This is a genomic window from Peteryoungia desertarenae (assembly GCF_005860795.2).
GTDB classification, from domain to species: domain Bacteria; phylum Pseudomonadota; class Alphaproteobacteria; order Rhizobiales; family Rhizobiaceae; genus Allorhizobium; species Allorhizobium desertarenae.
Genome location: NZ_CP058350.1, coordinates 433,096 through 458,958, shown reverse-complemented (window position 1 = coordinate 458,958; position 25,863 = coordinate 433,096). Strand labels below are relative to the sequence as shown.

The following is a 25,863-nucleotide window of genomic DNA, read 5'->3' as shown; positions in this document are numbered from 1 at the left end:
CACCCCTTTCATTGGCCATAGGGATCAGCGGCATCGCGCAATCCATCGCCGATGAAATTCAAGGCAAGGACGACGAGGACCACAGCGACACCAGGAGCAAGTAGCCATGGGGCAAGCGAAATGCTTCGCAGGTTCTGTGCATCCTGGAGAAGCACTCCCCAACTGACCACCGGCGGACGAAGGCCGAGCCCGAGGAAGCTGAGGGCAGTTTCGCCAAGGATCATTTCTGGCACCGCCAAAGTCATGGCCGCGATGATGTAGCTCGTCATCGCCGGCAGCATATGCTTAGTGACAATCCTGTACTCTGAGGCTCCAGAGAGCCTTGCGGCGAGCACATAGTCTTCGGTCCTTAGCGAGTAGAAGCGTCCTCGAACGACCCGTGCGAGACTGGTCCATCCGATCAGCGACAGAATGATCGTGATCAGAACATAGACAAACAGAGGGTCCCAGGCGATCGGCAGGGCCGCTGCCAGCCCCATCCAAAGCGGGATTGTGGGTATTGACCGTATGAATTCCATCAGGCGCTGGATCGCGCCATCGATCCAGCCGCCGTAATAGCCGGAGATTGAGCCCAGAGCCAAGCCAAGAACGAAGGCGAAGATGACACCGACAAGGCCTGCCGACAGGGTGACGCGCGCACCGTGGAGCAAACGGCTGAAGAGGTCGCGACCGAGGGAGTCGGTCCCAAGAAGATTGATCTTCTGGCGTCGGTCGTCCACGCCGAAAAGGTGCATACTCGTCGGTACCACGCCCAGGAGATCATAGTTTTCTCCTTTGACGAAGAACTGGATTGGGAGAATCTTGGTGCGATCTTCCTCGTAGATCACTCTCGCCGTTTCCGGATCTCGGGTTCTCTTCGTTCCGTAGATGAACGGTCGCTGCAGTTGTCCTTCATGCATGATCCGAACCACCGTGGGTGGCGCGAAGGTATTGGCTCTATCGAATGTCGTTGGTCGATATGGTGACACAAAGTCCGCAAAGATGGCCAGGAGTGTCAGTATGACCATAAAGATCAGCGAGGCTACAGCCAGTTTGTGCTTGCGAAAACGCCACCAGATCAGGGTCCATGGCTTTGCCGTGTAAAGAGTTTCCTGGAAAACCTCATCCTTCGGCGCCAAGGGCGGGCGGGCGGGTAGAGAGCTTGCGGGCTGAAAGGTGTGGGTATCGGCCATATGCCCCTCACGAGAACCGGATGCGGGGATCAGACAGTGCCAGCAGGATGTCGGATAGAACTGTTCCGATCACCGTGAAGACACTGAGGATAAGGATGAAGCTGCCCGCCAGATACATGTCCTGCATCTTTAGGGCCTGAAGCAGAAGTGGTCCTGTTGTCGGCAAGTTGAGTACGACGGCGGTTATGACGTCGCCAGAAAAGAGTGCCGGTAGCGCCCAGCCTACTGTGGAAATGAACGGGTTCAGAGCCACGCGAACCGGATAGCGCCAGACGACGGTGCGTTCGCTGAAGCCCTGAGCATAGGCAGTTTCCACATAGGGCTTGCGCAATTCGTCCAGCATATTGGCGCGCATCACGCGGATGAGCCCGGCCGCGCCGCCGGTGGCAAGCACCACGAGTGGAATCCAGATATGGGATAGCATATTGACGATCTTGTCGAAGTCCCAGGGCTGCCCCTCGAAGCGCGGCGAGTAGAGGCCGCCGACATCCATGTTCAGCCATGCAAATGCAGTCCACATCAAGATCAAGGCGAGAAGGAAGTCTGGAATGCCTTTGCCCAGGAAACCGAAAACTGTGAACACATAATCGAAAACCGAATACTGGCGGGTTGCAGAGTAGACGCCCACCGGGATCGCGATCATCCAGGTGAAGACAAGGCTCAGGCTGGACAGGATCAGAGTAAGTCCAAGACGCTCCCAGATCAGATCACTGACGGGAGCGTTCCATTCCAGTGAACGACCGAAGTCACCGTAAAAAATGATATTCGAAATCCAGCGCCAGTATTGGACGAGAAGTGGATCGTTCAAACCATACTGCTCACGCAGGATGCTTTCCTGCAGTTCCGTAATGTATTCGCCGCCGCTGCGAAGCTGCGCAACGTAAGCGGTAACGAAATCGCCCGGCGGCAACTGGATGATCACAAAGGATATGAACGAGACGAAAGCTAGGGTGGGGATAGCCCACAGCAAGCGCCGGACAATATAGCCTAGCATGTTTACTCCACCTTTTTCGCTTTCGGATCTTGCGAACCTGTCATGGCACAGTGTGCCCCTCCGACGCGAAAGTCAGGATCATTCGAAGAAGATCAAATCGCTGACTTCGCCGCTATCTTAGTATGCGGCGAAGTCGAGTTTCATCGTTGAACGTAAGGTTAGACTTACTGCTGAATCCACATCTGCTGCGTTTTGGCTAGGCCAACGCCGCGTGTGATATCATCTTCGATCAGTCCTTCACGGAAGTTCTTCACGTTATTCTTCACGATGGAGAGTGCAGGCATTTCTCCCACAACACCAATTACCCAGCCTTCTGTCACGAAGGTGTTGATCAGCTCTGTGAGCGCAGCATCGGCCTCTTCACGGGTTGCGGCTTTTGCGGCAACATCCCATTTCGCAAATACTTCGCGGATCGGGTGGTCGGCCGGCGGCTCAATGCCAGAAGCGCCCTTGGTCGAGTACCAGATGTAATACTGGTTCGCATAGGAGTCGCTGCCCATCATGATACGCGGGTCTGCGGCAACGACCGAAAGACGATCGAAGGGGAACCACTGCATCTGGAATTCGTTGTTGTCGCGGCTGGCGTCCCACTGCGTGCGATCAATCAGGCGCGGCAGGAGTTCGACACCGATGCTCTTGAAGTTATCGGCAATGATCTCCATCGTTTTCGGGCCATTGGCGTGCTGCATTTCAACTACGATTGACAGCCGCTTGCCATCCGGGCGAAGGCGATAGCCATCACCGTCCCGCTCAGTGAGGCCAATTCCATCGAGGAGTTCGTTGGCCCGATCCGGATCATATTCCGCCCAATGGGTTTCGAGATCAGGATCGAAGTTCGGAGAGCCCGTGACAGGAGACGCCTGACGCGCTTCAGCCAGCCCGGAGAAGACGAGATCGTTGACGATCTCACGATCAATGGCAATGCTGAGCGCCTGGCGGAAGTCCGGAGTTTCGTAGAGTGAGCGCAGTACGTCGTCCTTGGTGTTCAGGTTCGGCACCAGCGACCAAGTCTGGGCTTGCGTCCAGCGATTGACCTGATATTCGCCCTTAGCTTCGTTCTCTTTGTAGAAGGTAAAGTCCTGAGGTTCGACATAGCGCATTTGCATGTCGATCTGCCCCTGTACGATCATGAGATTGAAGGCTTCCTGTTCACTAAACAGGCGGTGTGAGATGCGGTCGATGTACGGCAGCTGGTTGCCTGCCTGATCGACAGCGTAGTAGTACGGGTTGCGTACCATCGTCACGACGTCTGCCGGTGCCGGCTGCTCGATCTTCCACGCCGTGATCACTGGAAGCTCTGGATTTTGCCACCAAGCTGTTGCCGCGCCCTTCGAACCCCAGAGGTCCTGCCATTTCTCGACACCAAATTTCTCTGCGGCAGCCTTCAGTTCGGCTTCAGAAGCGTATTTGTTGTTGAACTGCTTGAGGTAATGTTTTGGGAAGATAAAGCTTGGGCGATCGAGACTGGGTTCGCCGGTCGAGTCCTTGGCCAATATCTCAAGAAAATACACATATGGATCTTCAAAGCTTACTTTGAACGTCTGTTCGTCTATCACCTCAAGCTTCATTGGCTTGCCGCCAGGGGCAAGGGTCTGGTCGACGCTTGCTAGAAGATCGCGGTTCATGAAGACATCGTTATACCAGAATTCAACATCTTCGGTGGTCACCGGATGTCCATCCGACCACTTCAAACCCTTCAGCAGTGTGAAGGTGAACTCCCGGGAATCTTCGCTGACCGAGTATGATTCAATATAGCCAGGCACAAGTTTAAGCTCACCGCCCGGCTCCTGAGACCATTTGATTACGCGCTCTTCCATCAATTTGGTCGGACCCCAGCGGTCGCCCGGACCTTTGAACGCGCGGCTCCAAGTGCCGCCATACTGGCCAACTTCCAGAGCATTCACCACCGTCGGGTTTTCGGGCAGGCGCTCCTCGACCGGAGGGAGTTCTCCCGCCCTCACCTTTTCGGCGAGCATGGGTGCTTCTTGAAATGCCCAGGCAGTTCCGGCAATGGTGCCTGTCAGCAAGATCGCCGACGACATTATGAAAATATTTTTATAATTTTTCATCTATCCCTCCCGTAGAATGCTTTTGATTTGGCTGCTCCACTGCCAGCAAAAGCTGATAAATCCACGATCCTAGATCAGCAAGTGAAAATCAAGTATAAAAATATTTTTACTTTATCGTGCGATAATGCCGCCGCCGCTGCCCCTTTCAATCAATTGGCAACCCAGTTCAATTCGGCATGGCGGGTGTTTCATACCCAGGATCGACAAGCGGTTTTCGAGTGTCTGGACTGCCAACGCTGCGAGTTCTGACAGAGGCACGCTGATCGTCGTCAATGGTGGGTGGGTCAAGTCGCCGAGCGCAACACCATCGAAGCCCACCAAGGCTACGTCGTCAGGGATTTTGACGCCTGCGTCTTTGAGCGCTGTTAGGGCCCCCATTGCCAGGTTGTCCGAAGCGCAGAAAATGGCCGTGCAACCATCCATCCCGCCTCGTTCTGCGAGGAAACGGCGAAGGGCCTTCTGTGCCTCGGCTGGCTCAAAGCTGTCGGCATATAATACTTCGCCAAGCGTTTCCGGTAGACCGCGTTCCGAATAGGCGTCGAAGAAGCCATTCAATCGCCGCTTGATCGTGCTTCGTCCGCGCCAAGTCAAGTGGAGGATGCGTCGGTGCCCGCGATCGAGCAGCCATTCAGTTGCAAGCCGTCCCGCATACCGATTTGCCGGGATTACGGTATCGACTGACATGGACGGATCTTCGCCATTCAGCAGAACCACTGGTATTCCGGAATTGGTCAGGGATTTGAGAAGCTTCGGGCGGTCGTCGTAGACGAGAATTATGCCCGAAGCGCCTGCGGCTTTCGCGCCGGCAATGATGTCGGTTGCATTGAGCTCTTCTCCCGTCCCGTGCAATACGAGCTTTATGTTCCGCCTCTTGCATTCCTTGGTAAGGCTGGTCAGCAATGTCCAAGATACCAGGTTGAGGTCATTATGCGGGAGATTCCCAGGCGGTACCGCCAGATAGACAGTCGTCAGTGATGCAATTGCACCTTTCTGCTGGCGTTTTGCGAGGTAGCCAAGTCGGCGTGCGGCGTCCAAGACACGCTCGCGAACTTCGTCTGAGATCGGCGCTGTTCCGTTCAATACGTGCGACACAGTGCTGATTGCTACACCAGCTGCTTCCGAAACATCCTTGATTCCGACTTTGGTGGATTTCTGACTGTCCAAAGGCCCTGCTCCTATTCAGAATAGTAGGGATTGGTGAATAGGCGAGGCTTTGCGCCATGCCAGACTTCAAATCGGATGAACTGGCATTCGAGCATTCTTTCCAGAAGGTGGCGTCCGGCGGTCGATTGGATGGTGTCCACGAGACCTTTCTCGGTGATGACGCGGATCTCGTCACCGATGGCAAGGCCAGAGAATTCCAACGCGACAGTCGCTCCCTGCGGCAGTATCTCGCCAAAAGGAGGCGTGATGTCCGCAACCGGCTTCACCATTGTATCTTCCGGGGAAGATGCGACCACATTCCGTCCGAGTTTTACCGCTTCCAGGATGTCGGCAATCGCGGTCCCCTCGACATAGAGGCGATTGGCCGGATGGCCATGGCGGCGCCTGTTCTTCAAATGGAAATCGCTGCCGCCGGTGACTGGGACCTGTCTGCCGGAAACCAGCAAGACCTGCCAGAATGCCAAGGCCTGTTCATTCATGGGTGTCCACAGACCATTCCAGATTTCCAGAGCGTCGAAAGTGACGTCAAATCCGGCCTGCCATCGTCCTCCCGCTGAATTCTGGAACGGATGATTGATGATGATGGTCGCACCATTGGCGCTCGCTTCGGCCATCTTGTTGGCCACGTCCCTTGGAGATCGGCAACGCCAGTCGACAATTGGTCTGTTGAGGCCAAGGAAGTTCGTATGCCCGTAAAATGACGTCAGTTCCATTGCCGGGATGACAAGCATCTCCGGATCGTCCGGGCGAATGGTGTTCTGTGAAATGGTATTGTGGTCCGTGATGGCGAGGAAATCGAGTCTGGCCGCGCGCGCGCGGTGAATGGCGTCATAGACAGTCACGCCGCCATCGGAATGCTCTGAATGGCTGTGGAGTTCGCCGGCAAGCCATCGGCCCTTACGCGGCACCAATCGGACGGTTACATCCACCTTGCAGTCAGGGCCGATCTTAACGATACCGAGTACGACATGCCATTGGCCGGGTAGGGGGCCCCTATCATAGCCGGGTGTGGTCCGGTTCTCCTCGATCGTTATAAAACCCCGCTCGGCGCCGCTCCAACCGCGCATGACACCATGCTGCGCGACCCCAATATCGATGACGCTGCCGCCGCCGCCAAAGGGAAAGTGGTAGCTGACTTCAATCCGCTCGACGTCATTGCTTACCGTGAACGGCAACTCGATAAAGGACTTCTCTCCCTCCGGGAACTGATCGATTTTGAAGTTGAATTCTTCAGCGGCGGTCGACATGGCTTAGCTTTCGATCTTGAGGGTCAGTATTTCAAACGGCTTGAAGACAAGTTCGATCTTGCCTTTGGTAATTGGGACCGGTGCGAGCTCCTGTTCAAGCAGATCTGTGAGGCATGCTCGCTCCACATTTTCGTTGAGTGCAATCTGCCGGGTGACCTCGCAACCTGTTGTTTGCCAAAGGCGGACAATGGTCGCTTGCCCGTTTTCTGCCCCTTTGATCGCCTCGATTGTTACGTCGGTTCCTTCGATTTCCAGAAGCGGTGCGAGTTGTCGTTCTTCCGCTGAACACCCCTCATCATAGGTCACTTGAAGCGGCAGGTTGAAATCTTCGGCGGCATTGTGAACAGTTCCCCTATCGCCATCGTGCAGAAGGACTGCATAGCGGAAGCGATGCTTGCCCTGGTCGGCCTCCGGCCAAGGATAGGTCGGTGAGCGCAGAAGAGTCAGCCTGACGGTGGTACCCTTGGCATCATATCCATATTTGCAGTCGTTGAGGAAAGCGATGCCGAAGTCGGGCTCGGCCACGTCGACCCAGCGCTGCATGGAGCATTCAAAGCGGGCGCGATCCCAGGAGGTGTTGCGGTGTGTTCCCCGGCGCACATGGCCGAACTGAATCTCGGCATCGACTGCAGCCGCATTGAGTTCAAGAGGGAAGGCTGCCTTGACCAGTGTGTTGTGCTCGTGCCAGTCAATGTACGTGTCGATATCCAGTCGCCTTGCATCATGTTCGAGGGCCACAATCTGAACGATCCTGGAATGTTCGTACTGCCATTCGAACCGGATTGCTGCCCTCAATGGGCCTTCCTCGACCACCGCCATGCTGATGAGTTGATCGATCTCGAAACACTGGTCTTCGAAATCTGCATCTATGTCCCAGGCATCATATTCTGCCGGCATATCGCGAAACGCCTGGAGACGGTTGGCAAGATATCCTGCTTTGATAATTTCACGGTTACGCGACTTGTCCCGGAGACTGGTAATCCGGCCATGGTGATCAAACCGGACCTCCAAGTACTGATTTGCAAGGCGGTTCGTCACGACTTCAAGGCGGGAAGCTACCGAATTTGTTGCGACATCAGTCAGGCAGCTTAAGGTGAGGGGACGGACATTGGTCACTGCAATTGCTGCTATGGTCGTGCCATCGGCTTGATGAAGCGACTGTTGTCCTTGGCCTGTAGTGAATGCCAGACCGGACCGGGTGCGAGACGCAGAGTTGATGACTGATGCTTTGCCTACGGGAGCCAATGCCTTGAGAAGGGATTGGCGCAGAGTGAGTGCTTTTTCGAAGAAATGCGCATAGTCACGATCGCTGTCCTCATAGACTGCGCCGATGGACGAGCCGGGCAAGATATCGTGGAACTGGTTCAGCATGACGATGTCCCACAAGACGCGAAGTTCGTCATGGGGGTATGGCGTGCCATGCTCTCGTCTTGCAAGAACTGCGAGGAACTCGAGTTCCTTGAGCGCGATCTCGGCGAGTCGATTGAAGCGCTTGTTTTTTGCTACCGAGGTCAGCGTGCCGCGGTGAAATTCGAGATAAAGCTCGCCAACCCAGACAGGATAACGTTCCGGGTGGGCCTGCATCTCGCCGATCAGCTTTTGAAAGAAGGGGCGCATGGCGCCGTGTACGACCTTGGGGCAACCAGGAATGCCCTTTTCCATGCGTCTAATGTTGTGAAGCATCTCTCGGGTAGGTCCACCACCGCCGTCCCCATGGCCGTAAACCAGGAACAGATCACCGGGAACGTGTTGTTGGCCATGTCTACGCCAGGTGCCCATGACATGGGTCGGCTTGAGGTTCGGACAGTAAGTGGTTCCGATACTCTTGGAGTCATAAGGCTGAGTGGTCAGGAAGTAGGCAACAACCTGGCTGCCATCGATACCTTGCCAGAAGAGCTTTTCGTCCGGCATCCGGTTGGTATCGTTCCAAGAAAGCTTATGGGTAACGAAGGTGTCGAGCCCGGACTTCTTCATCAATTGGGGCAGGGCCGCTGAATAACCAAAGGTATCCGGCAACCAAACCATGCGTGGCCGCACGCCGAATGTCCGCTGGTGGTAATCGACGCCATAGAGGATATGGCGAACGAGTGCCTCACCGCCTGCTATGTTGACGTCCGGCTCAAGCCACAAAGCGCCTTCAATCTCGAAGCGACCCGAGGAGACATGCGCGCTGATCTGGTCGAAGAGTTCCGGATAGTCCTCGTTCAGGTAGTCCAGCAGCACGCATTGATTGTACATGAAGCGATAGTCGGGAAACTCTTCCATCAGGGCGAGGGCGGTTGCCATCGAACGCGCCATTTTCTGGCGAGTTTCCCTCACCCGCCATAGCCAGGCAACATCGATATGGGTGTGACCCGTTACCACCACGACCGGCTTATTCTCAAAGTCAGTCGCCTGGTAGATCTCGGCGGCTATTTCTTTGGCACGTTGCAGTGATGATCTGAAGCGTAGGTCGTTGCCATCGCGAAGATCGATCTGATCAACGGCCTCATTCAGAATTCGGAGAATGAAGTGACGGCGCGGATCGTCTTCGGCGAGCAGCCGAGCCACGTCAAGCGGTACCTTGAGATCGTAATAGATATCTTCGGCTTGAAGGTCGTGTTCATGCAGCGTAACCGCGAAGCCCAACTGACGACGATCTTCGATCGTCCCGGCCTCGATCAAGATGTCAAAGCTTTCACTTTCAGTCGCAGATGTTGTCAGCAGGAATTCGCGGTGGTTGGCATCGCCGCCCTGTGCTATCCGACCGTTCACGCGGACAAGGCATTGGGGGTCGCTGCGCCCCATCACGTTTCCAAATGCAGCTTCGATACGACCGACAATCCGTTTTCCGGTGCTGTGGGACCCGAGTGTGACCTTGCCTCCGAACCAATAATAGCCATCCGGTTCGCCCCAGATGTGGTCTGGGGTAACCTCCAGCCAGTCCGCCCTATCTGCTTCAATCGCGCTTTGTCGGCCGTGGTATTCGGCTGAGCGGTAGCGGAGCGGCACTGTCTCACCCAGAGGACGGAATATGCGAGCGCCCAGTTTCGACAAGAGGTTATCGAGCTTGCGGATGGTCTTCATCGATCAACTTTCTTCAGGCAAACTGATCAGATGTTCTGCTCAACAGACCATGTTGTCGGGTATGCATTCACGATCACATCGCTTTCGGGGTGGAAACCTTCGGGAAGGGGATCCGGTCTTGTAAAGCGGATGGCATCGTGGGTCAGGTTCTCCACGTTCAAGGCAAAGAGTGCCGGCATTCCACCAGGATAGGGAACCAGCCCTATAACCTTGCCATCAGCATCCTTTACCCATGCATTCGCGCGACCTGCTGCATCGGGGGATGGTGCAAGATCGAAATGTGTGGGGCGCACATCATAAGTCCGCCCCTTCAGCGGGCCGTCGACTTGTTTAAGAGTGATGTTTGACAGGTCTACATTGCGGATACCGGCCTTGCTGTCAGCAACAAAGTTGATTGCACCCTCCATGGTACCGCTGATGTTACGAAAGCGGATGTTTTCGACGATTCCGGCTATCTTGCCGGGGCGGCGATCCAGGCAGTTGACGGTGATTGCTTCGCCCGATCCCCAGAACCCGTCAGGCGTCTGGAAGCACTCCACCTCAATCGTGTCGAACAGAATGTTGGCAATCCAACCGCCGTCGCGAGAGAATATGCCCATGCCGCGATTGGAATTCATAAGCCGGCAGCGTGAGAAGCGGATGTTTTCGAAGTCACCGTGGCTTTCAGTCCCGATTTTCAAGGCGCAGCTGTTGCTTTCGATGTAAGTGTTCTCGACAAGAATGTTTCGGCAGTGACCAATTGTCTTTCCGTCTGGACCCATGCTTGTCTTGAGGACTATGCCGTCATCTGCCGTGGTTATGTGGCAGTTGCGGATGGCAACATCCTCGCAGGCGTCAATCACGATGCCGTCCGTGTTCGGCATTTCCGTATCATTCGTAACCCGAACCCCGTCGATCTCCACGTTTCGACATCCAATGAGATGAATGGTCCACATCGGCGATTGCCGGATTGAGAAGCCCTCAAGGCGAATGTTTTCGCAACCGTCGAAGACCAGCACGCGAGGGCGATACTCCGCAGGGATGTGTGTTCCCATGTCGTCCAGACGTCCGATGATCGCTTCCGCCCCGGGAGCATCAACCAGTCCATCTCCGGAGATTCGAATGTTTTTCTCATTTTTGGCAAGAATGATCGCGCGATCGGATTTCTCTGCGATGACATCGATCCTGTTCGTTTCGTAGGGTGCATAGCCGTCTACAGGGCGCAGAACAGCTCCGGCAGCAAGATGGAGATGAAGGCCTGAGGGTAGCTTCAATGCTGCGCAGGAATGAATCCCAGGAGGTAGTTCTAACACGCAACCAGCCTCTGCGGCGTAGTCCAGTTGTTCCTGCAAAGAGGCTACCGGAAAATGCTCTTTAACGAATAAAATTTCATTATTTTTCACTGGTCTTTTTCCGTGATTTCGCATTTTTCATAGAAATGTGCATGAATTTTCAGCAATTTCAAGCGAATTGGCATGACCTTTGTCATGGATCTTATTTTATTACGAAATTAATTCAATGATTGTAGCTTCAGATTTGATGTCTGGTAAGACGCTGAACCCATCCACAAGTTCTCTTGGGAAATGTTGGAACAAGATGCTGGGTACCCTGTTCTGGAGATGGAACAGGGGGGCTCCATGACGCCGACACAAGTCTCGCTTGCAGTTTTGGTTGTTACGATAACTGGTGCACTTGCGGTGGTGCCGACCATCGTCTTTTTAACTTTTGCCGGTTTGCTGTTGGCAATCCTGCTCGACATGGGCGCTAGTCCGATCAGATCTGTTACGAGCCTTCCCCGTCGCGTTTGTGTGTTGGTTTTCGCCCTGCTGCTGACTTCTCTTCTGGTCTTGTTCGCCACCTGGTTCGCCCCGTCGGTGGCAGCGCAGTTTGATCAATTGGTTCAGGCAATCCCGGCTGCGTTTTCGCGGGTGCAGGGTTGGCTTGAGCAGTATGAGTGGGCTCAAAACCTCCTTAGTGAGGTTTCTCCGGAAGACATACTGACCGGTCAGATCGGCTCCACCGCCACCTCGGCTTTGTCCACGACATTCGGTGGCATCGGGAATCTGGTGATCATCCTGTTTGTGGGACTTTATGGGGCGCTGGAACCGGGAGTGTATCGCAAGGGATTGCTTATCCTCTTCCCCAAGGAGAGCCGTGGCCGTGGAGGGGATGTCACCGACAAAGCCATGATACGACTGCGGCAGTGGCTGAAAGCCCAGTTGATGTCGATGACTGCGGTGGGTGTTTTGACAGCACTGGGACTTTGGGCAATTGGACTTCCGCTGCCGATCCTGCTTGGTGGCATTGCCGCCCTTCTGGCCTTCATCCCAAATATAGGTCCGATTCTAGCAGCCTTGCCAGCGCTCGCGCTAGCCATGGGCGAAGGGGTTTCCATGATGCTGTGGGTTGTGGGTGTCTATGTCGCCGTGCAGACGCTGGAGAGCTATTTCATCACGCCTCTCATACAGCGACAGGAAGCCAGCCTCCCGCCGGCTCTGATCATATCAATGCAGGTGCTCTTCGGTCTCCTGTTCGGCATTCTGGGTCTTGCGCTTGCTACACCGTTCACGGCTCTCCTTCTGGTTTTGATCCGGGAACTCTACGTTCGTGACTATGTGAACCAAAGGCAGCCCGGATAGGGATTTGACCGCCGACTTACGGATGGAACTTTCTTCCGATTGTAGCTGTTTGCCTGTTGAAGTTCCTGTTTCGGCTATGAAGCCGGACGACGTTACGACGCCTGCAATCCTCAAATCACGGGAGAGACTTCTTTATGAAACGACTCCAAGTCCTATTCGCTGTTGCCGTCATCAGTCTTGTTTTCGGTTTGCTACCGCAGCGCGTTGCTGCGCAAGACAATGATCCGGCGCAGTTTGCAGAGAGGCTGGCAGTTTTGAACACCTATCTCAGGGAGGCTTCCGAGCTCGCTATCGAGCGTGCCCAGCAGGACACGATCAGAAATTTTGCGCTGACAGCAATCGATCAGGACCGCAATTTTGCAGCCGATCTGGCTGAGAGTGCGATGCTTGAGGGTGTGATGCTCGATGACGATCTCGATCAGGAATATGCGAGTAAGCTTGAAGCGATCAGACAGGCATCTGATGAAACCTTCGATATGGCCTATATCTCTGCCCAGGTTACAGCCTATGAAAGCATGGTCGAGCTCATCATGCCGTATATCGAAAATGGCCCGATAGGTCAGCTCAAGGCTTTTGCCAGTGACCATATCAGCGGTCCTCGTTCGCTCTACAACATCGCGCTGAACCTTTCGCGTACCCAGGCACCCTTGCCGGCGCCTGTTTCGCCTGACACTACATTCGTGCCGTCCGCTCCGGCTGATTGAAGAGGTCAGGGGTGACGAGACAATGATTGCAGACCGAAAAACGAAAGAAGCTCTGAACACCCTGGAAAGCGGACGAGGGCGACATGCCGAACGTCCGGAAGATATTCCCGCGAAAGGCTGGAAAGATGTCGCGTTCCGGGTTTGGGACGAAATCAACAAGGACCGGGTGTCGCTTGTTGCTGCGGGCGTATCCTTCTATCTCATGCTGGCGCTTTTCCCGGCGCTGGCCGCACTTGTCTCCATCTATGGTCTGATTGCTGATCCATCCTCGATTGGCGAACGGATCACTTTTTTAGGGGAAGTCTTTCCTGCGGGCGCCATGGAACTCATCCTTGAGCAACTCAGCTCTTTCGCCTCGCAGAAACCCGCGTCTCTCAGCCTCGGCGTGATCGCCGGTCTGCTGGTCACTCTTTGGAGTGCCCACAATGGGGTCACCGCGTTGTTTGACGCAATGAATATCGCCTATGAGGAGACGGAGAAGCGCAGCTTTATCAAACTGACACTCGTATCCTTTCTCTTCATGCTTGCAGGATTGTTCATCATCATCCTGATGATCCTTGGGATGGGGATTCTGCCACTTGCACTCGCTCTTCTGGGCGTCGACGACAGCCTTGAGATCATCAGCAAGGTTGCGCGATGGCCATTGATGCTCATCTTTGTCTGTGCTGCCATCGCAAGCCTGTACCGCTACGGTCCGAGTCGCGAACGCGCCAAGCTCCGATGGTTGACTTGGGGGGCGGCACTGAGCACCGTTGCCTGGCTGATCATGGCGCTTGGATTCTCCTTCTACCTCGAGAATTTTGCTGACTTCAACGCGACCTATGGCACTTTAGGGACGTTTGTCGGCTTTATGATCTGGACTTGGCTTTCTGTCCTGATCCTGATTGTCGGGGCCGAGCTCAATGCCGAACTGGAGCATCAGACAGCACGTGATTCAACGGTCAGTCCGGAGAAACCCATGGGGCAACGCGGAGCCCATGTTGCCGACACGCTGGGCAAGTTGCGGCAATAAGGCTGCCCCATCGATCCTTCATATTCTGCGTCCCAAAACTGGCAAATTCGCGCCATACCCGCTCTGCTAATCTCTTGAGTTTTCTTCATTGTCTGGTGAGCGCAGCCCGAATCGGGCCTCAAGCCTCCGTAACAGCCAAAGGACTGTCATGGCGAAAAAGGTGACGAGCAATGCCACCTGCCAGAAACCCAGTCCGGCAGCCAGGCCTATGCTGCCAGCAAGCCACATACCGGCTCCCGTTGTGAGCCCGTGAACTTCGCCTCTCGAAAACACAATCGTACCTGCTGCGAGAAAGGCGACGCCGCTTGTCAGGCTTTCTATGATCCTCAAGGGGTCTATCCGGATTTCGTCAGACCCAAAGGTCGATAGATGGGTAATCTCGATTGCTGCGATGGAGAGCGCTGCTGCGGACAGGCAGATCAGGATATGGGTCCTCAATCCTGCCGAACGCCGATGCCATTCGCGCTCAAAGCCGACGATCGCTCCGCAGATCAGCGCAATCAGCAACCGCAATGCAATGACGCTGATTGGCAGATAGGTCTCATGCATGAAGTCATCGATGACGGGGTCCATGGGCTCTTAAACCGATCAAACTTAAGCTCTGTTCCATGCATCTGCCCCTTGCACCGACCCAAAACGAAGATGCGGGTGACAGCATCAGCCACCACCCGCATCCTTTGGGTTCGATGCCAGATTACTGATCGGAACCTGTCTTTGTTTCTCCCGACGTCGCGTCCTGTGACGCGCCACCATTGTTAGTCGACGTGCTGCCCATTGCGCCGCGCATCGGCGGATCAATGACCATCAAGACCTGGTTGCCGTCCTGGGTCTGTGCCTGGACAAGGTATGAGGCGTCAAGGATCTGGACGTTGCTGAAGCCCGCCTGGCTCAGCTGATCGCGAAGCTTCTGCTGGTCCATAGGGCCGACACCGGTCTGGCTCGTGGTCGCCGCGCTATCGGTGCCAGTGTTTGCCGAACCTGTCGACGTATCGCTCGTCTGCGCCAATGCCGGAACGGCAAGGAGGCTAACGGCAAATGTCAGTGCTGCAATTTTCATGGTGTTTCTCCTCAGTTTTCAGTTGAATGAGGGCAGGTGCGAAAAGGCCCCTGACCTGACCCGATCCGCCAGGGACGACGGTTCGGGCACCAACCTTCAGCGGGAGACTGTGTCTTCGGCTGAGGTCAGGATTATCTGGAGGAGCTCCCGGGAACTCCTCCTCGTCTTGGTCAAGTTACTCGTCGTTCATCAGGCGATCTTCCTCGTAGGGTTCGATCGCAGTTGCCTCAGCGCGGTCGTAAGGCATGTTGTAGTAGCGATTGCCCGGATGCCAACCGTAACGGTAGCCGTAGAACGGATAGGCATATCGACCACGCGTTCCGTAGCCTGCGTCTCGATCAACGACTGCGGCAACAATCTGCCCGTCTTGGAAAATCAGATCGTCCACGTAGCCGAATCCCATATAGCCAGATTGTGCTGTCTGACCGGCCGCCTGCTGGCCTGTTGTCTGCTCGGCAGCCTGTGACGTTGCATCACCTCTAATACGGGCAATATCGCCGATCACTTCTGACGCACGCCAGGCGCGGGGTCCAAGTTCAACATCGTCCAGTTCGGTGACGACATCATTGGCGATCTGGCCCATGGTCGGCACATTGAGTACGCTGAAGTCATCGACAGTGTCTTCGGTGACAGGGATCTGGACCGTTCCGTCTTCCCGGATCACGACTCGATCCCACGGTACGCTCACATGCGTATCCCCGATGTCCCAGAAGCCGCCGACTTCGGCAACGACCGAGAGGAGACGTCCGTCCGGGCCGACGATCAGATCTTCCACGTCGCCGATCTCTTCGCCATTTTCGCCGTAGACTTCACGGTCAAACAATGCTTCGGCACTCCAGCCGGATCGGTAAACGGTATCCATGTCCCAATCATCAAGGGGAATGACCTCCCCAACCTGGATCGCGCCATCGGAACCCGCTGTTGCGCCGGTGTTTGCCGCTGTGTTCTGGGCCTGCTGTGTCCCTGTGGCGGTCGACACCTGACCTGTTGTCGTAGCATCCGTTGCAGCCTGATTGGTCTCATCGGATGTCATGGTGTTGTTGCCAGTGCCGGCCTGCTGGTCCGAGGGCACAACGACACCCACAACTGCGACGACCTGATCATACTCGCTCTGATCCAGGTTGCCGCTTCGGTCGCGGTCGCTGACGCTTGTCAGGCCACGGCGAAATTCTTCAGGGGTGAGATAGCCGTCGTCAGCACCCTGCCAGGGACCGCTCAAGTCCACATCATTCAGTGCGGTTCTGAGTTCCTCTTGGGAAAGCTGACCATCCCCATCTTCGTCCATTTCCTCGAACGGCGGTCTCTCGCTGTCAAACCAGTTACTCCAGTTGTTGGAATATGCGGCTTCGTCGACCTGTCCGTTGTTCCGGCCCCAGGCCTCATGCAGCCCTGCTGCAAACTCCTCGCCTTCCAGTCGCTGATTGCTATTCACGTCCCACTGGTTGAAGGCATGTTCGCTTACGGAACGCATTTCCTGGGAATCGGCATTCACCGTTCCTGCTGCATTCGAATTGGCCTGAGCCATTGCAGGACCTGCTGACGCGGCCAGAATGACGACCAGTGCTGTTTCCAGTCTCTTCATGGTTTGTACTCCTCTCTTTTGACGATCAGCCCTGTGCGCAAAGGCAAAACTTCTCTGCCTGGCGCGTGACTGCGACAGTCATGTCCGGTTCGCCGGACTTGGCTGATTGGTTGGGTTGCGGAAGCCCCGCTTACTGCTGTTCGATTACGCCGCAGGCGATCCGGTCGCCGGAGGCTCCGGATGGTTGGCTGCGGTAATCGTCTGCTGTCGAGTGAACAACAAGCGCCGATCCGTCATCATCCAGAAGGGCATGGTCGCCCTCTGTCAGGGAGAGGTTCGCCGCAAAGGTCTCAACGATCATGGTACCATCCGCCATGGCGGTCTGGTTGGCCAAGTCGCCGGCATGCGGCCCATTCTCGACCGCAAAGCCGTGTTCGTTTCCGTCCGGAGCGAAGTGTCCTCCGGCAGACTTGAAGGCATCGTCCACATTGCAGCTTCGCGTTTCATGGATATGGAAGCCATGGGGACCTTCAGGGATATTCGCGAGGCGCGCCTGGATCAAAACGCCGTTTGGCATTTCGACCAGTGTCGCTGTTCCGATGGGTTCACCTGATGCATTGATGAAGGCTGCACGCGCTACATCCGGACTGACGGTCGCTTCCTGGGCTGCGACTGACGACGCACACGCTAGCGAAAGACCGACAGCGAAAGCTGCTTTTTTCATGATCTTCTCCCGGACTGTTCAGTTTGTCTCTTTGTCCGCTCCAACGGAGACGAGGCGAGGTTCGACAACTGCCTTCCGGACACGAAGGGCTAACCATTCGGCTCACGCAGTGTTCCAAATTTTCTGGTTGCAGACAGCAAGTCGCCGCTTCCCGCCTCTTTGTCTCTGGGTAAGGAACAAAGGCCGGATCGCGAAGTTCTGGCCAAACGGCTGAGCTCATCCTCCGGTGGCTTGTCATCTGGCTGACCGAACGACTTGAGACGCAAATTCCAACAGGATTGGGGCTGACCGGCCCTGCCTTCACTGCAGGAGAGGAACAATGGGACCACTGGCCCATCATATGATTGTGCACATCATTCTGATGAACCTGCTGGCCCCCGTTCTTGCGCTCGTTGGTCTCCGGTTTCGCGACACCACCGAAGTCCCAGCACCCTATCATTTGGCGGTCTTCAGCGTCCTGCAGCTGCTGGCGCTCTGGGGTTGGCATGCGCCGCCGATATTGACCGGTACCATGGACTCAATCGCTCTTACTTTTGCAATGCAAGCGTCGCTGTTCCTCAGCGCCTTGGCGTTCTGGTGGGCGGTTCTGGGTTATCGTGGCGACCAAAGGTGGAAGCCGATTGTAGCGCTATTGGTTACTGGCAAACTTTTTTGCCTTTTGGCTGTTCTTTTCGTCTTTGCGCCGCGCGCTCTTTATCCGGAAATCATAGCCGGACTCGCCTTCATGCACTCCGTTGACGGCAGCTTTCTACTAGCTGATCAGCAGCTTGCGGGTTCGATCATGCTGGTCGCATGCCCATTGACCTACGTCTTGGCAGGCGTCGTGCTCGCTGCGCGCTGGTTGAGCGATATGACAAATACAGAAACCTCTGCGAAAATCGCAGAGGTTGGTTCAATCGGTCGCGTTTGACCGGCGGTCACCCCATTATCAAGCAGACTGTTGCAACTCGCTCAATTGCCGAGAATGCCGGGCAGACGAAGGCCCTTTTCATTGGCGCAGTAGAGCGCGATGTCATAGCCCGCATCGGCATGCCGCATGACGCCGGTTGCCGGATCGTTCCAGAGCACCCGCTCCAGCCGGCGCGCAGCATCATCCGTGCCATCGGCGCAGATCACCATGCCGGAATGCTGCGAAAAGCCCATGCCCACACCTCCGCCGTGATGCAGCGAAACCCAAGTCGCACCCGAGGCGCAATTCAGAAGCGCGTTCAAAAGCGGCCAGTCGGACACGGCGTCGGAACCGTCCTTCATCGCTTCCGTCTCGCGGTTGGGGGAGGCGACGGAGCCGCTGTCGAGATGGTCACGGCCGATGACAACGGGAGCCTTGAGTTCGCCATTGCGCACCATCTCGTTGAAGGCAAGGCCCAGCTTGTGGCGATCGCCAAGGCCGACCCAGCAGATGCGGGCAGGCAGGCCCTGGAAGGCGATGCGTTCGCGCGCCATGTCCAGCCAGTTGTGCAGATGCTTGTTGTCGGGCAGCAGCTCCTTCACCTTGGCATCCGTCTTGTAGATATCCTCCGGATCGCCGGAAAGTGCGGCCCAGCGGAAGGGGCCGATGCCGCGGCAGAACAGCGGGCGGATATAGGCCGGCACGAAGCCTGGGAAGGCGAAGGCATTCTCGAAGCCTTCCTCCTTGGCGACCTGGCGAATGTTGTTGCCATAGTCGAGCGTCGGAATGCCCCTGTTCCAGAAGTCGACCATCGCCTGCACATGGGTCTTCATCGAGGCGCGGGCGGCAACTTCCACCGCCTTCGGATCGCTCTCCTGCTTCGCCCGCCATTCGGCGACCGTCCAGCCAAGCGGCAGATAGCCGTGAACAGGGTCATGGGCAGAGGTCTGGTCGGTGACAATGTCGGGGCGCACGCCGCGACGCACGAGTTCCGGGAAGATCTCGGCGGCATTGCCGACGAGGCCGACGGATTTCGCTTCGCCCGCCTTGGTCCATTGGTCGATAAGGGCAAGCGCCTCGTCCAGCGTATGCGCCTTGGCATCGACGTAGCGGGTGCGCAGGCGGAAATCGATACGGGTCTCGTCGCATTCGACGGCAAGGCAGCAGGCGCCAGCCATGACGGCGGCGAGCGGCTGTGCGCCACCCATGCCGCCAAGGCCGCCGGTCAGGATCCACTTGCCCTTGAGATTGCCGTTGTAGTGCTGGCGCCCGGCCTCCACGAAGGTCTCGTAGGTGCCCTGCACGATGCCTTGGGTGCCGATATAGATCCACGAGCCGGCGGTCATCTGGCCGTACATGGCCAGCCCCTTCTTATCCAGCTCATTGAAGTGGTCCCAGGTCGCCCAATGCGGCACGAGATTGGAATTGGCAATCAACACGCGCGGCGCATCCTTGTGGGTGCGGAACACACCGACCGGCTTGCCCGACTGGACGATCAGCGTCTCTTCTTCGGTGAGCGTCTTCAGCGTCTCGACGATCCGGTCGAAATCATCCCAGGTGCGCGCTGCCCGGCCGATACCGCCATAGACGACCAGCTCATGCGGCCGCTCGGCGACATCAGGGTCGAGATTGTTCATCAGCATGCGGAGCGGCGCTTCCGTCATCCAGCTCTTGGCCGAGAGTTCGGTTCCGGTGGCGGCGCGGACGTCGCGGATATTGTGTCGGGGATTGCTCATGGTCCTCGCTCCTCAGCGTTTCAGTTCGAGCGCGATGGCTTCGATTGATGTCAGAATGTTCTTGAGATGCCGTCGCAGCGCCTCGGCCTTTGCGGCGTCATAGGCGAAAGGCGGTGCTTCGGTGGCCAGATGGCTGATCTGCGCCAGTTCCATCTGAATGGCGTGCACGCCTGTATCCGGCTGTCCGTAATGCCGGGTCGTCCAGCCGCCCTTGAAGCGGCCATTGACCACCGACGTGTATCCTGCGGCCCGACCGGCGATCTCGGCGACAGTTGTCTCGATCCTGGCATCGCAGGTGCGGCCCATGTCCGTGCCGATGTTGAAGTCCTGCAGGGGGCCTTCGAAAAGAAAGGGGATCAGCGAGCGGATCGAATGGCAGTCGTAAAGCACCGCCACGCCATGCATCGCCTTCACGCGCTCGATCTCGGCTTTTAGCGCCGCATGATAGGGCCCGTGGAAGCCTGCCAGCCGATCGGCAATATCGTCCTCGGTCGGCTCCTCGCCGCTTTTCCAGATGGCGACGCCGTCGAAATCCGTTTCCGGCACAAGGCCGGTCGTGTTCTGCCCGGGATAGAGGCTCACCCCTGCGGGATCGCGGTTCGCGTCGATCACGTAGCGATGGAAGGTCGCCCGGACCGTCGTCGCGTCCGGCAACAATCCAGCGTAGAGCTCATGGATGTGCCAGTCGGTGTCAGCCAGCAGCTTGCCGTTATCATTGAGGCGATCCCAGATCGCGGGCGGCACGTCCGTGCCCGTATGTGGAAAGGCGACAATAACGGGGGAGGTGCCTTGCTTGACTTCAAAGACGGCCATCTCAACCCTCCAGGCCCGGCAACAGGCTGGCGGAGACCGCCGAAATCAGTGTGCCATCCGCAACCAGGCGACCAGCGGCTTCCAGATCGGGCGCCATGTAGCGGTCCTCCTCCAGGGTGGCGACGTGGGCACGCAGGGTGGAGATCACGTTTCGCAGTTCCGGGCTCGTTGTCAGGGGCGCGCGGAATTCGACGCCCTGGGCGGCCGTCAAAGCTTCGATGCCGATGATCGAGAAGAGGTTGTCCGTCATCTGCAGCAGGCGCCGCGCGCCATGGCAGGCCATCGAAACATGATCTTCCTGATTGGCCGAGGTCGGGGTCGAATCGACCGAGGCCGGATGCGCCATCTGCTTGTTTTCGCTCATCAGCGCAGCCGACGTCACCTCCGCGATCATCAGGCCGGAGTTGAGCCCCGGCTTCTTGGCGAGGAAGGCCGGTAGCCCATAGGACAGGGCCGGATCGACCAGCAACGCGATGCGCCGTTGTGCGATCGCGCCGATTTCGCAAACGGTAATCGCGATCTGGTCGGCGGCAAAAGCTACCGGCTCAGCGTGGAAATTGCCGCCTGAGACAACACTCATATCGGACAGCACGAGCGGATTGTCGGTGACGGCGTTCGCTTCGATTTCGAGCGTGCGCCCTGCCATACGCAACAGGTCGAGGCAGGCGCCGTCGACCTGCGGCTGGCAGCGGATGCAATAGGGATCCTGTACCCGCTCGTCGCCTTCCAGATGGCTTTCCCGGATGACGGAGCCGGAAAGCAGGCCGCGCAAGGCCGCCGCCGTATCGATCTGGCCCTTGTGGCCCCTGAGCGTGTGAATGTCAGCGGTGAAGGGCGCCGACGAGCCCATCGCGGCGTCGGTCGAGAGCGCGCCGGTAATGAGCGCCGCCTGTGCGGCACGATGGGCGCGGAACAGGCCGGCCAGTGCCAGCGCGGTGGAGGCCTGCGTGCCGTTGATCAGCGCCAGACCTTCCTTGGCCGCCAGCACGACGGGTGTCAGCCCCGCCCGCTTCAGCGCCTCGGCGCCGGAAAGCCGTTCGCCCTGATAGAAGGCTTCCGCCTCGCCCATCATCACAGCGGCCATATGCGCGAGCGGTGCAAGATCACCGGAGGCGCCGACGGAGCCCTTTTCCGGAATGAGTGGAGTGACGCCCTTGTCCAGCATGCCCTCGATCAGGCGAACCAGTTCGAGCCTGACGCCGGAGGCGCCGCGACCGAGCGAGATCAGCTTCAGCGCCATGATCAGGCGCACGATATTGTCCGCCAGCGGCTGACCCACGCCGCAGCAATGCGAGAGGATCAGATTACGCTGCAGGGTTGCCGTATCCGCCGCATCGATCTTGATCGAGGCCAATTTGCCGAAGCCGGTATTGATGCCGTAGACCGGTTTGTTGCCGGAGGCGATAGCCGCGATCCGGGCGGCAGCCTTCTCGATGCCGGCATCGAAGCTGCAGTCGAGCACGGCGCTTTCGCCGCTCCAGTAGATGCGGGCCAGATCGGCTAGGGTGACGCTGCCTGGATGAAGTGTCAGTGTCATGCTCTTTCTCCTCCCGACATGCGTGTCATTTCGCCGTTCCAAACACGACGATGCAGCGGATTGAAACCAATCCGGTAGACGAGTTCTGAAGGCGCTTCGATATTCCAGATCGCGAAATCGGCGCGCTTGCCGACTTCAAGGCTCCCGATCTGGTTTTGCATTCCTAGTGCTTTTGCGGCTTCGCGGGTTACGCCCGCCAAGCACTCCTCAATGGTCAACCCGAACAGGGTGGCTCCCATGTTCATCGTGAGTAGCAGTGATGTTAGCGGAGATGTTCCGGGATTGCTGTCCGAAGCCAGCGCCATCGCGACACCATGGCGGCGAAAGAGCTCGACTGGTGGCTTGCGGGTTTCCCGAAGGAAGTAAAAAGCTCCAGGCAATAGGACAGCGACCGTGCCATGATTTGCCATGGCGATCACACCAGCTTCATCCGTGTATTCCAGATGGTCGGCGGAGAGGGCACCAAACTCAGCAGCGAGAGCTGCCCCTTGCAGATTGGAAAGCTGGTCGGCATGCAGTTTGACCGGTAAGCCAAGTCGCTTTGCTTCCGCAAACACCAGTCTGATTTCGTCCGGTGAAAAGGCGATTCCCTCGCAAAAGCCGTCGACAGCATCGACCAAGCCCTGTGCATGGGCGCTGAGCAGCCCGGGCAAGACCACATCCTCTACGAACTGGCGATTGCGGCCCCTATAGATTGCTGGCGCCGTATGGGCTCCGAGATAGCTGGTTCGGACTGTTACTGCCCGTCGGCGGCTGATTTGCCGTGCCGCTCGCAACATCTTGGCTTCATCTTCGTTTGTCAGGCCGTAGCCAGACTTTATCTCGACTGTGGTTACGCCCTCCGAGATAAGTGCATCAAGTCGTGGAAGGCTCTGGTTAACAAGATCCAGTTCGCTTGCAGCGCGCACTTGGTTGACTGACGAGACGATTCCGCCGCCATTCTGGGCGATCTCCTCGTAGCTTGCCCCATTCAGGCGCAGTTCGAATTCTTTGGCGCGGTTGCCCGCATAGACAAGATGTGTGTGGCAATCGACCAATCCGGGAGTGATCCACCGACCCTCGCAATCAATCTGTTCGGCCTGGGACCTGAGCGCCGACGGCATCTCGGCTGATCGACCAACGTAAACAATCCGTCCAGCTTCGCTGGCGATCGCACCGTTTTCGATGATCCCCAAGCCTTCGTCTTTAGCGCTCACCGTTGCCAGCCGAGCATTGGTCCAGATCCGCCTCAGAACTGTCATAGCTGCGTTCCTACGCCTTGTGATTTCGATGGGATGTGATAATATGTATATACTTATTATCGGTGCCGCAAGATGTAAATGTTGCGGCCATTTACCCGGAGGCAGTTTAAATGACGGCAATTCACGCTGAGTTCGCTTTGCTCTCCGGCGGACTGGTCAGCAATGTCCGCGTTGTCCTTGATGGATCGACGATCGCGGCGGTCATCCCCAGTGCCCAGCGGGAAGCGAATGACATTTCTGTCTCTGTCTTGCTGCCAGCCATGTCGAATGTTCACAGTCACGCTTTCCAGCGCGCGATGGCAGGTCTTGCGGAAACAAGAGGCCCAGGTACCGACAATTTCTGGAGCTGGCGCACGGTCATGTATCGCTTTGCGCTTTCGATGACCCCCGACCATGTCGAAGCGGTCGCAGCCCAGCTTTACATGGAGATGCTGGAAGCCGGATTCTCTCGGGTTGGGGAATTCCACTATCTTCACCACGACCAAGATGGTCGACCCTACGCCAACCCTGCTGAAATGAGCGAACGGATTGCAGCAGCAAGCATGGAAGCCGGGATTGAACTCACCCTCCTGCCGGTTTTCTACGCCCATTCGAATTTTGGCGGTCAGGCTCCGGCGGAAGGTCAGCGGCGGTTCATCCATGATCTGGATGGATTTGCCGCACTCATGGAGAAAACAGAGATCCTTGTTGCCGGCTTGCCCGGCGGAGTGTTGGGTTTGGCTCCCCACAGTTTGCGGGCGGTCACCCCCGACGAGTTATCGAAACTCCTGCACTTCAAGAAAGGTGGGCCATTCCACATCCATGCAGCCGAGCAGACGAAGGAGGTTGAAGATTGTCTGGCCTGGTTGGGCGCACGACCTGTTGAATGGCTTCTCGACAACGCTCCCGTTGATCAAAGCTGGTGCCTTATTCATTCCACCCATCTCTCGGAAAACGAAGTGCAAAGGCTGGCAGCGAGCGGTGCGATTGCGGGGCTTTGTCCGATCACTGAAGCAAATCTCGGTGACGGCATCTTTTCGGGACCGAGTTTCACAGAGCAGGGCGGATGTTTTGGGATCGGAACCGACTCCAATGTCCTCATTTCGGTTCATGAAGAACTCCGAATGCTGGAATACGCGCAGCGGCTAGGACTTCGCTCCAGAAACATCATTGCACCTCCAGGTGGGTCTACCGGCTTGGCACTTTATCAACACGCGCTTAGGGGCGGTTCATATGCCCTTGGGACTGAGAGCGGAATTGCAGCCGGTGCACCGGCCAACCTGATCAGCCTCGACCTTTCAGAGGTTCCCTGGTTGCCGCCAGCTCAGATCCTTGATCATTGGTTGTTCGCCGACGGTATCCGGATTTCAGATGTCTGGATTCGCGCGACCCGCCTTGTTCATGATAGTCGCCATGTCAAACGTGATGAAATCCAGCGACGCTTCCATGCCGCGATGATTGATCTGATGGGGCAGCATGGTCATTGAAAGTCACTTTTCCCCGTTCTGGCCGTGGGCTAAAGGCAGGGAGTGTCGGAAATGGAAGGATCTACGTGACCATTGGCAAGACGAGCGACGCGACGCTTCACCAGAGAATTTTGAGTGAGATAGAGCAGAAGATCACGTCCGGTGATTGGCCACCTGGCCATCGCATGCCGTTTGAACTTGACCTTGCCGAGCACTATGGTTGCTCGCGCATGACGGTCAACAAGGTGATGACCCAGCTTGCCAAGGCGGGGCTTATCGAGCGTCGGAAAAAGTCAGGCAGTTTCGTCAGCCAGCCGAGAAGCCAGTCGGCTGTTCTGGAAATTCACGATATCGAGACCGAGGTTCGCGCGCTTGGGCTTGAATATGCTTATGAAATAGGGAGTTTCTCCGTCCGTCGGGCGATAGAGGGTGATCTGGCAAAACTTGATGTGTCGCCGGGTGATCAGTTAGCTGAAGTATCCTGTCTGCATCGTGCCGCTATGCGTCCGTTCTGCCTTGAACAGCGTCTCATCAATCTGAAGACCGTGCCTGCCGCGGCAAAACCTGATTTCTCCCAATTGTCGCCTGGAGCATGGTTGTTGAAAGTAATCCCGTGGAGTGCCGCCGAGCATCGCATCTTTGCAACCGGGGCATCGGTGGACGTGGCGCGCTGTCTTGAAATTGCCCGCAACGAAGCATGTCTTGTGGTCGAACGACGGACTTGGAGCCATTCGGGTGCTGTTACATATGTTCGTTTCACTTATCCCGGTGATCGGCATGCCCTTGTTGCCCGATTTGCGCCAGTCCCCCAATGAACACGGCAAAACATCAGAAGGGAGCACCGGTCTTGAGT

Annotated in this window: 21 protein-coding genes; 6 read left to right on the top strand and 15 right to left on the bottom strand. The window is 56.8% G+C overall.

Annotated features, from left to right (window positions below):
- Positions 1-8 precede the first annotated feature (8 nt).
- The 7 genes from FE840_RS02215 to pglB all read right to left on the bottom strand — a co-directional run bounded on the left by FE840_RS02215 (position 9) and on the right by pglB (position 11,118).
- Complete coding sequence (locus tag FE840_RS02215) at positions 9-1,172, bottom strand: ABC transporter permease (RefSeq protein ID WP_138288544.1); 1,164 nt, start codon at positions 1,170-1,172, stop codon at positions 9-11.
- Between the two features lie 7 nt (positions 1,173-1,179).
- On the bottom strand, positions 1,180-2,166 hold the full coding sequence (locus FE840_RS02210) for an ABC transporter permease (protein ID WP_138288543.1): 987 nt from the start codon (positions 2,164-2,166) through the stop codon (positions 1,180-1,182).
- A 164-nt stretch (positions 2,167-2,330) separates the two neighbouring features.
- Positions 2,331-4,235 carry an ABC transporter substrate-binding protein gene (locus FE840_RS02205; protein WP_138288542.1) on the bottom strand — a complete coding sequence of 635 codons (1,905 nt, stop codon included), beginning with the start codon at positions 4,233-4,235 and terminating at the stop codon, positions 2,331-2,333.
- Positions 4,236-4,346: 111 nt separating this feature from the next.
- The gene (locus FE840_RS02200) at positions 4,347-5,399 is read right to left on the bottom strand and encodes a LacI family DNA-binding transcriptional regulator (RefSeq protein ID WP_138288541.1); all 1,053 of its coding nucleotides are present in this window, start codon (positions 5,397-5,399) and stop codon (positions 4,347-4,349) included.
- A gap of 11 nt (positions 5,400-5,410) precedes the next feature.
- The gene (locus tag FE840_RS02195; protein WP_138288540.1) at positions 5,411-6,646 is read right to left on the bottom strand and encodes a CehA/McbA family metallohydrolase; all 1,236 of its coding nucleotides are present in this window, start codon (positions 6,644-6,646) and stop codon (positions 5,411-5,413) included.
- Positions 6,647-6,649: 3 nt separating this feature from the next.
- Positions 6,650-9,712: an alpha-mannosidase gene (locus FE840_RS02190; RefSeq protein ID WP_138288539.1), complete on the bottom strand. Its 3,063-nt coding sequence runs from the start codon at positions 9,710-9,712 to the stop codon at positions 6,650-6,652.
- Positions 9,713-9,738: 26 nt separating this feature from the next.
- Positions 9,739-11,118, bottom strand: a complete 1,380-nt coding sequence (gene pglB / locus FE840_RS02185) for a polygalacturonase PglB (RefSeq protein WP_138288538.1) — start codon at positions 11,116-11,118, stop codon at positions 9,739-9,741.
- 210 nt (positions 11,119-11,328) lie between these two features.
- Between pglB and FE840_RS02180 the strand changes: the two genes are divergently transcribed.
- The 3 genes from FE840_RS02180 (at position 11,329) to FE840_RS02170 (ending at position 14,046) form a co-directional block, all read left to right on the top strand.
- A complete protein-coding gene (locus tag FE840_RS02180) occupies positions 11,329-12,330 on the top strand; it encodes an AI-2E family transporter (RefSeq protein ID WP_138288537.1) in 1,002 nt (333 codons plus the stop codon).
- Between the two features lie 134 nt (positions 12,331-12,464).
- Entirely contained in the window at positions 12,465-13,034 is a 570-nt protein-coding gene (locus FE840_RS02175) for a DUF4142 domain-containing protein (RefSeq protein ID WP_138288536.1), read from the top strand.
- A gap of 22 nt (positions 13,035-13,056) precedes the next feature.
- Positions 13,057-14,046, top strand: coding sequence for a YihY/virulence factor BrkB family protein (locus FE840_RS02170; RefSeq protein ID WP_138288535.1), 990 nt, complete (start codon positions 13,057-13,059; stop codon positions 14,044-14,046).
- Between the two features lie 66 nt (positions 14,047-14,112).
- Here FE840_RS02170 and FE840_RS02165 read toward each other — a convergent pair whose 3' ends face one another.
- The 4 genes from FE840_RS02165 to FE840_RS02150 form a co-directional block, all read right to left on the bottom strand.
- Positions 14,113-14,619 (bottom strand): MgtC/SapB family protein, encoded by a 507-nt coding sequence (locus FE840_RS02165; protein ID WP_138288534.1) that lies wholly within the window; start codon positions 14,617-14,619, stop codon positions 14,113-14,115.
- A gap of 121 nt (positions 14,620-14,740) precedes the next feature.
- On the bottom strand, positions 14,741-15,103 hold the full coding sequence (locus FE840_RS02160) for a hypothetical protein (RefSeq protein WP_138288533.1): 363 nt from the start codon (positions 15,101-15,103) through the stop codon (positions 14,741-14,743).
- A 175-nt stretch (positions 15,104-15,278) separates the two neighbouring features.
- Positions 15,279-16,685: a PRC-barrel domain-containing protein gene (locus tag FE840_RS02155; RefSeq protein WP_138288532.1), complete on the bottom strand. Its 1,407-nt coding sequence runs from the start codon at positions 16,683-16,685 to the stop codon at positions 15,279-15,281.
- Positions 16,686-16,815: 130 nt separating this feature from the next.
- Positions 16,816-17,349, bottom strand: coding sequence for a superoxide dismutase family protein (locus tag FE840_RS02150; RefSeq protein WP_138288531.1), 534 nt, complete (start codon positions 17,347-17,349; stop codon positions 16,816-16,818).
- Positions 17,350-17,668: 319 nt separating this feature from the next.
- Between FE840_RS02150 and FE840_RS02145 the strand changes: the two genes are divergently transcribed.
- Positions 17,669-18,259, top strand: a complete 591-nt coding sequence (locus FE840_RS02145; RefSeq protein WP_138288530.1) for a cytochrome c oxidase assembly protein — start codon at positions 17,669-17,671, stop codon at positions 18,257-18,259.
- A 41-nt stretch (positions 18,260-18,300) separates the two neighbouring features.
- Here the strand turns inward: FE840_RS02145 and hutU are convergent, their stop codons facing one another.
- Genes hutU through hutI form a run of 4 tightly spaced genes read right to left on the bottom strand, consistent with a single transcriptional unit; the run spans position 18,301 to position 23,565 of the window.
- Entirely contained in the window at positions 18,301-19,974 is a 1,674-nt protein-coding gene (hutU, locus tag FE840_RS02140) for a urocanate hydratase (protein WP_138288529.1), read from the bottom strand.
- Positions 19,975-19,986: 12 nt separating this feature from the next.
- The gene (gene hutG, locus FE840_RS02135) at positions 19,987-20,787 is read right to left on the bottom strand and encodes an N-formylglutamate deformylase (RefSeq protein WP_138288528.1); all 801 of its coding nucleotides are present in this window, start codon (positions 20,785-20,787) and stop codon (positions 19,987-19,989) included.
- Between the two features lies 1 nt (position 20,788).
- A complete protein-coding gene (gene hutH, locus FE840_RS02130; protein WP_138288527.1) occupies positions 20,789-22,324 on the bottom strand; it encodes a histidine ammonia-lyase in 1,536 nt (511 codons plus the stop codon).
- A complete protein-coding gene (gene hutI / locus FE840_RS02125) occupies positions 22,321-23,565 on the bottom strand; it encodes an imidazolonepropionase (RefSeq protein ID WP_138288526.1) in 1,245 nt (414 codons plus the stop codon). Before hutI ends, hutH begins: the two co-directional genes overlap by 4 nt.
- 110 nt (positions 23,566-23,675) lie before the next feature.
- On the opposite strand from hutI, the gene FE840_RS02120 reads away from it, so the two are divergent.
- Entirely contained in the window at positions 23,676-25,031 is a 1,356-nt protein-coding gene (locus tag FE840_RS02120) for a formimidoylglutamate deiminase (protein ID WP_138288525.1), read from the top strand.
- A 71-nt stretch (positions 25,032-25,102) separates the two neighbouring features.
- Positions 25,103-25,825, top strand: coding sequence for a histidine utilization transcriptional repressor HutC (gene hutC, locus FE840_RS02115; RefSeq protein ID WP_138288628.1), 723 nt, complete (start codon positions 25,103-25,105; stop codon positions 25,823-25,825).
- Positions 25,826-25,863 lie beyond the last annotated feature (38 nt).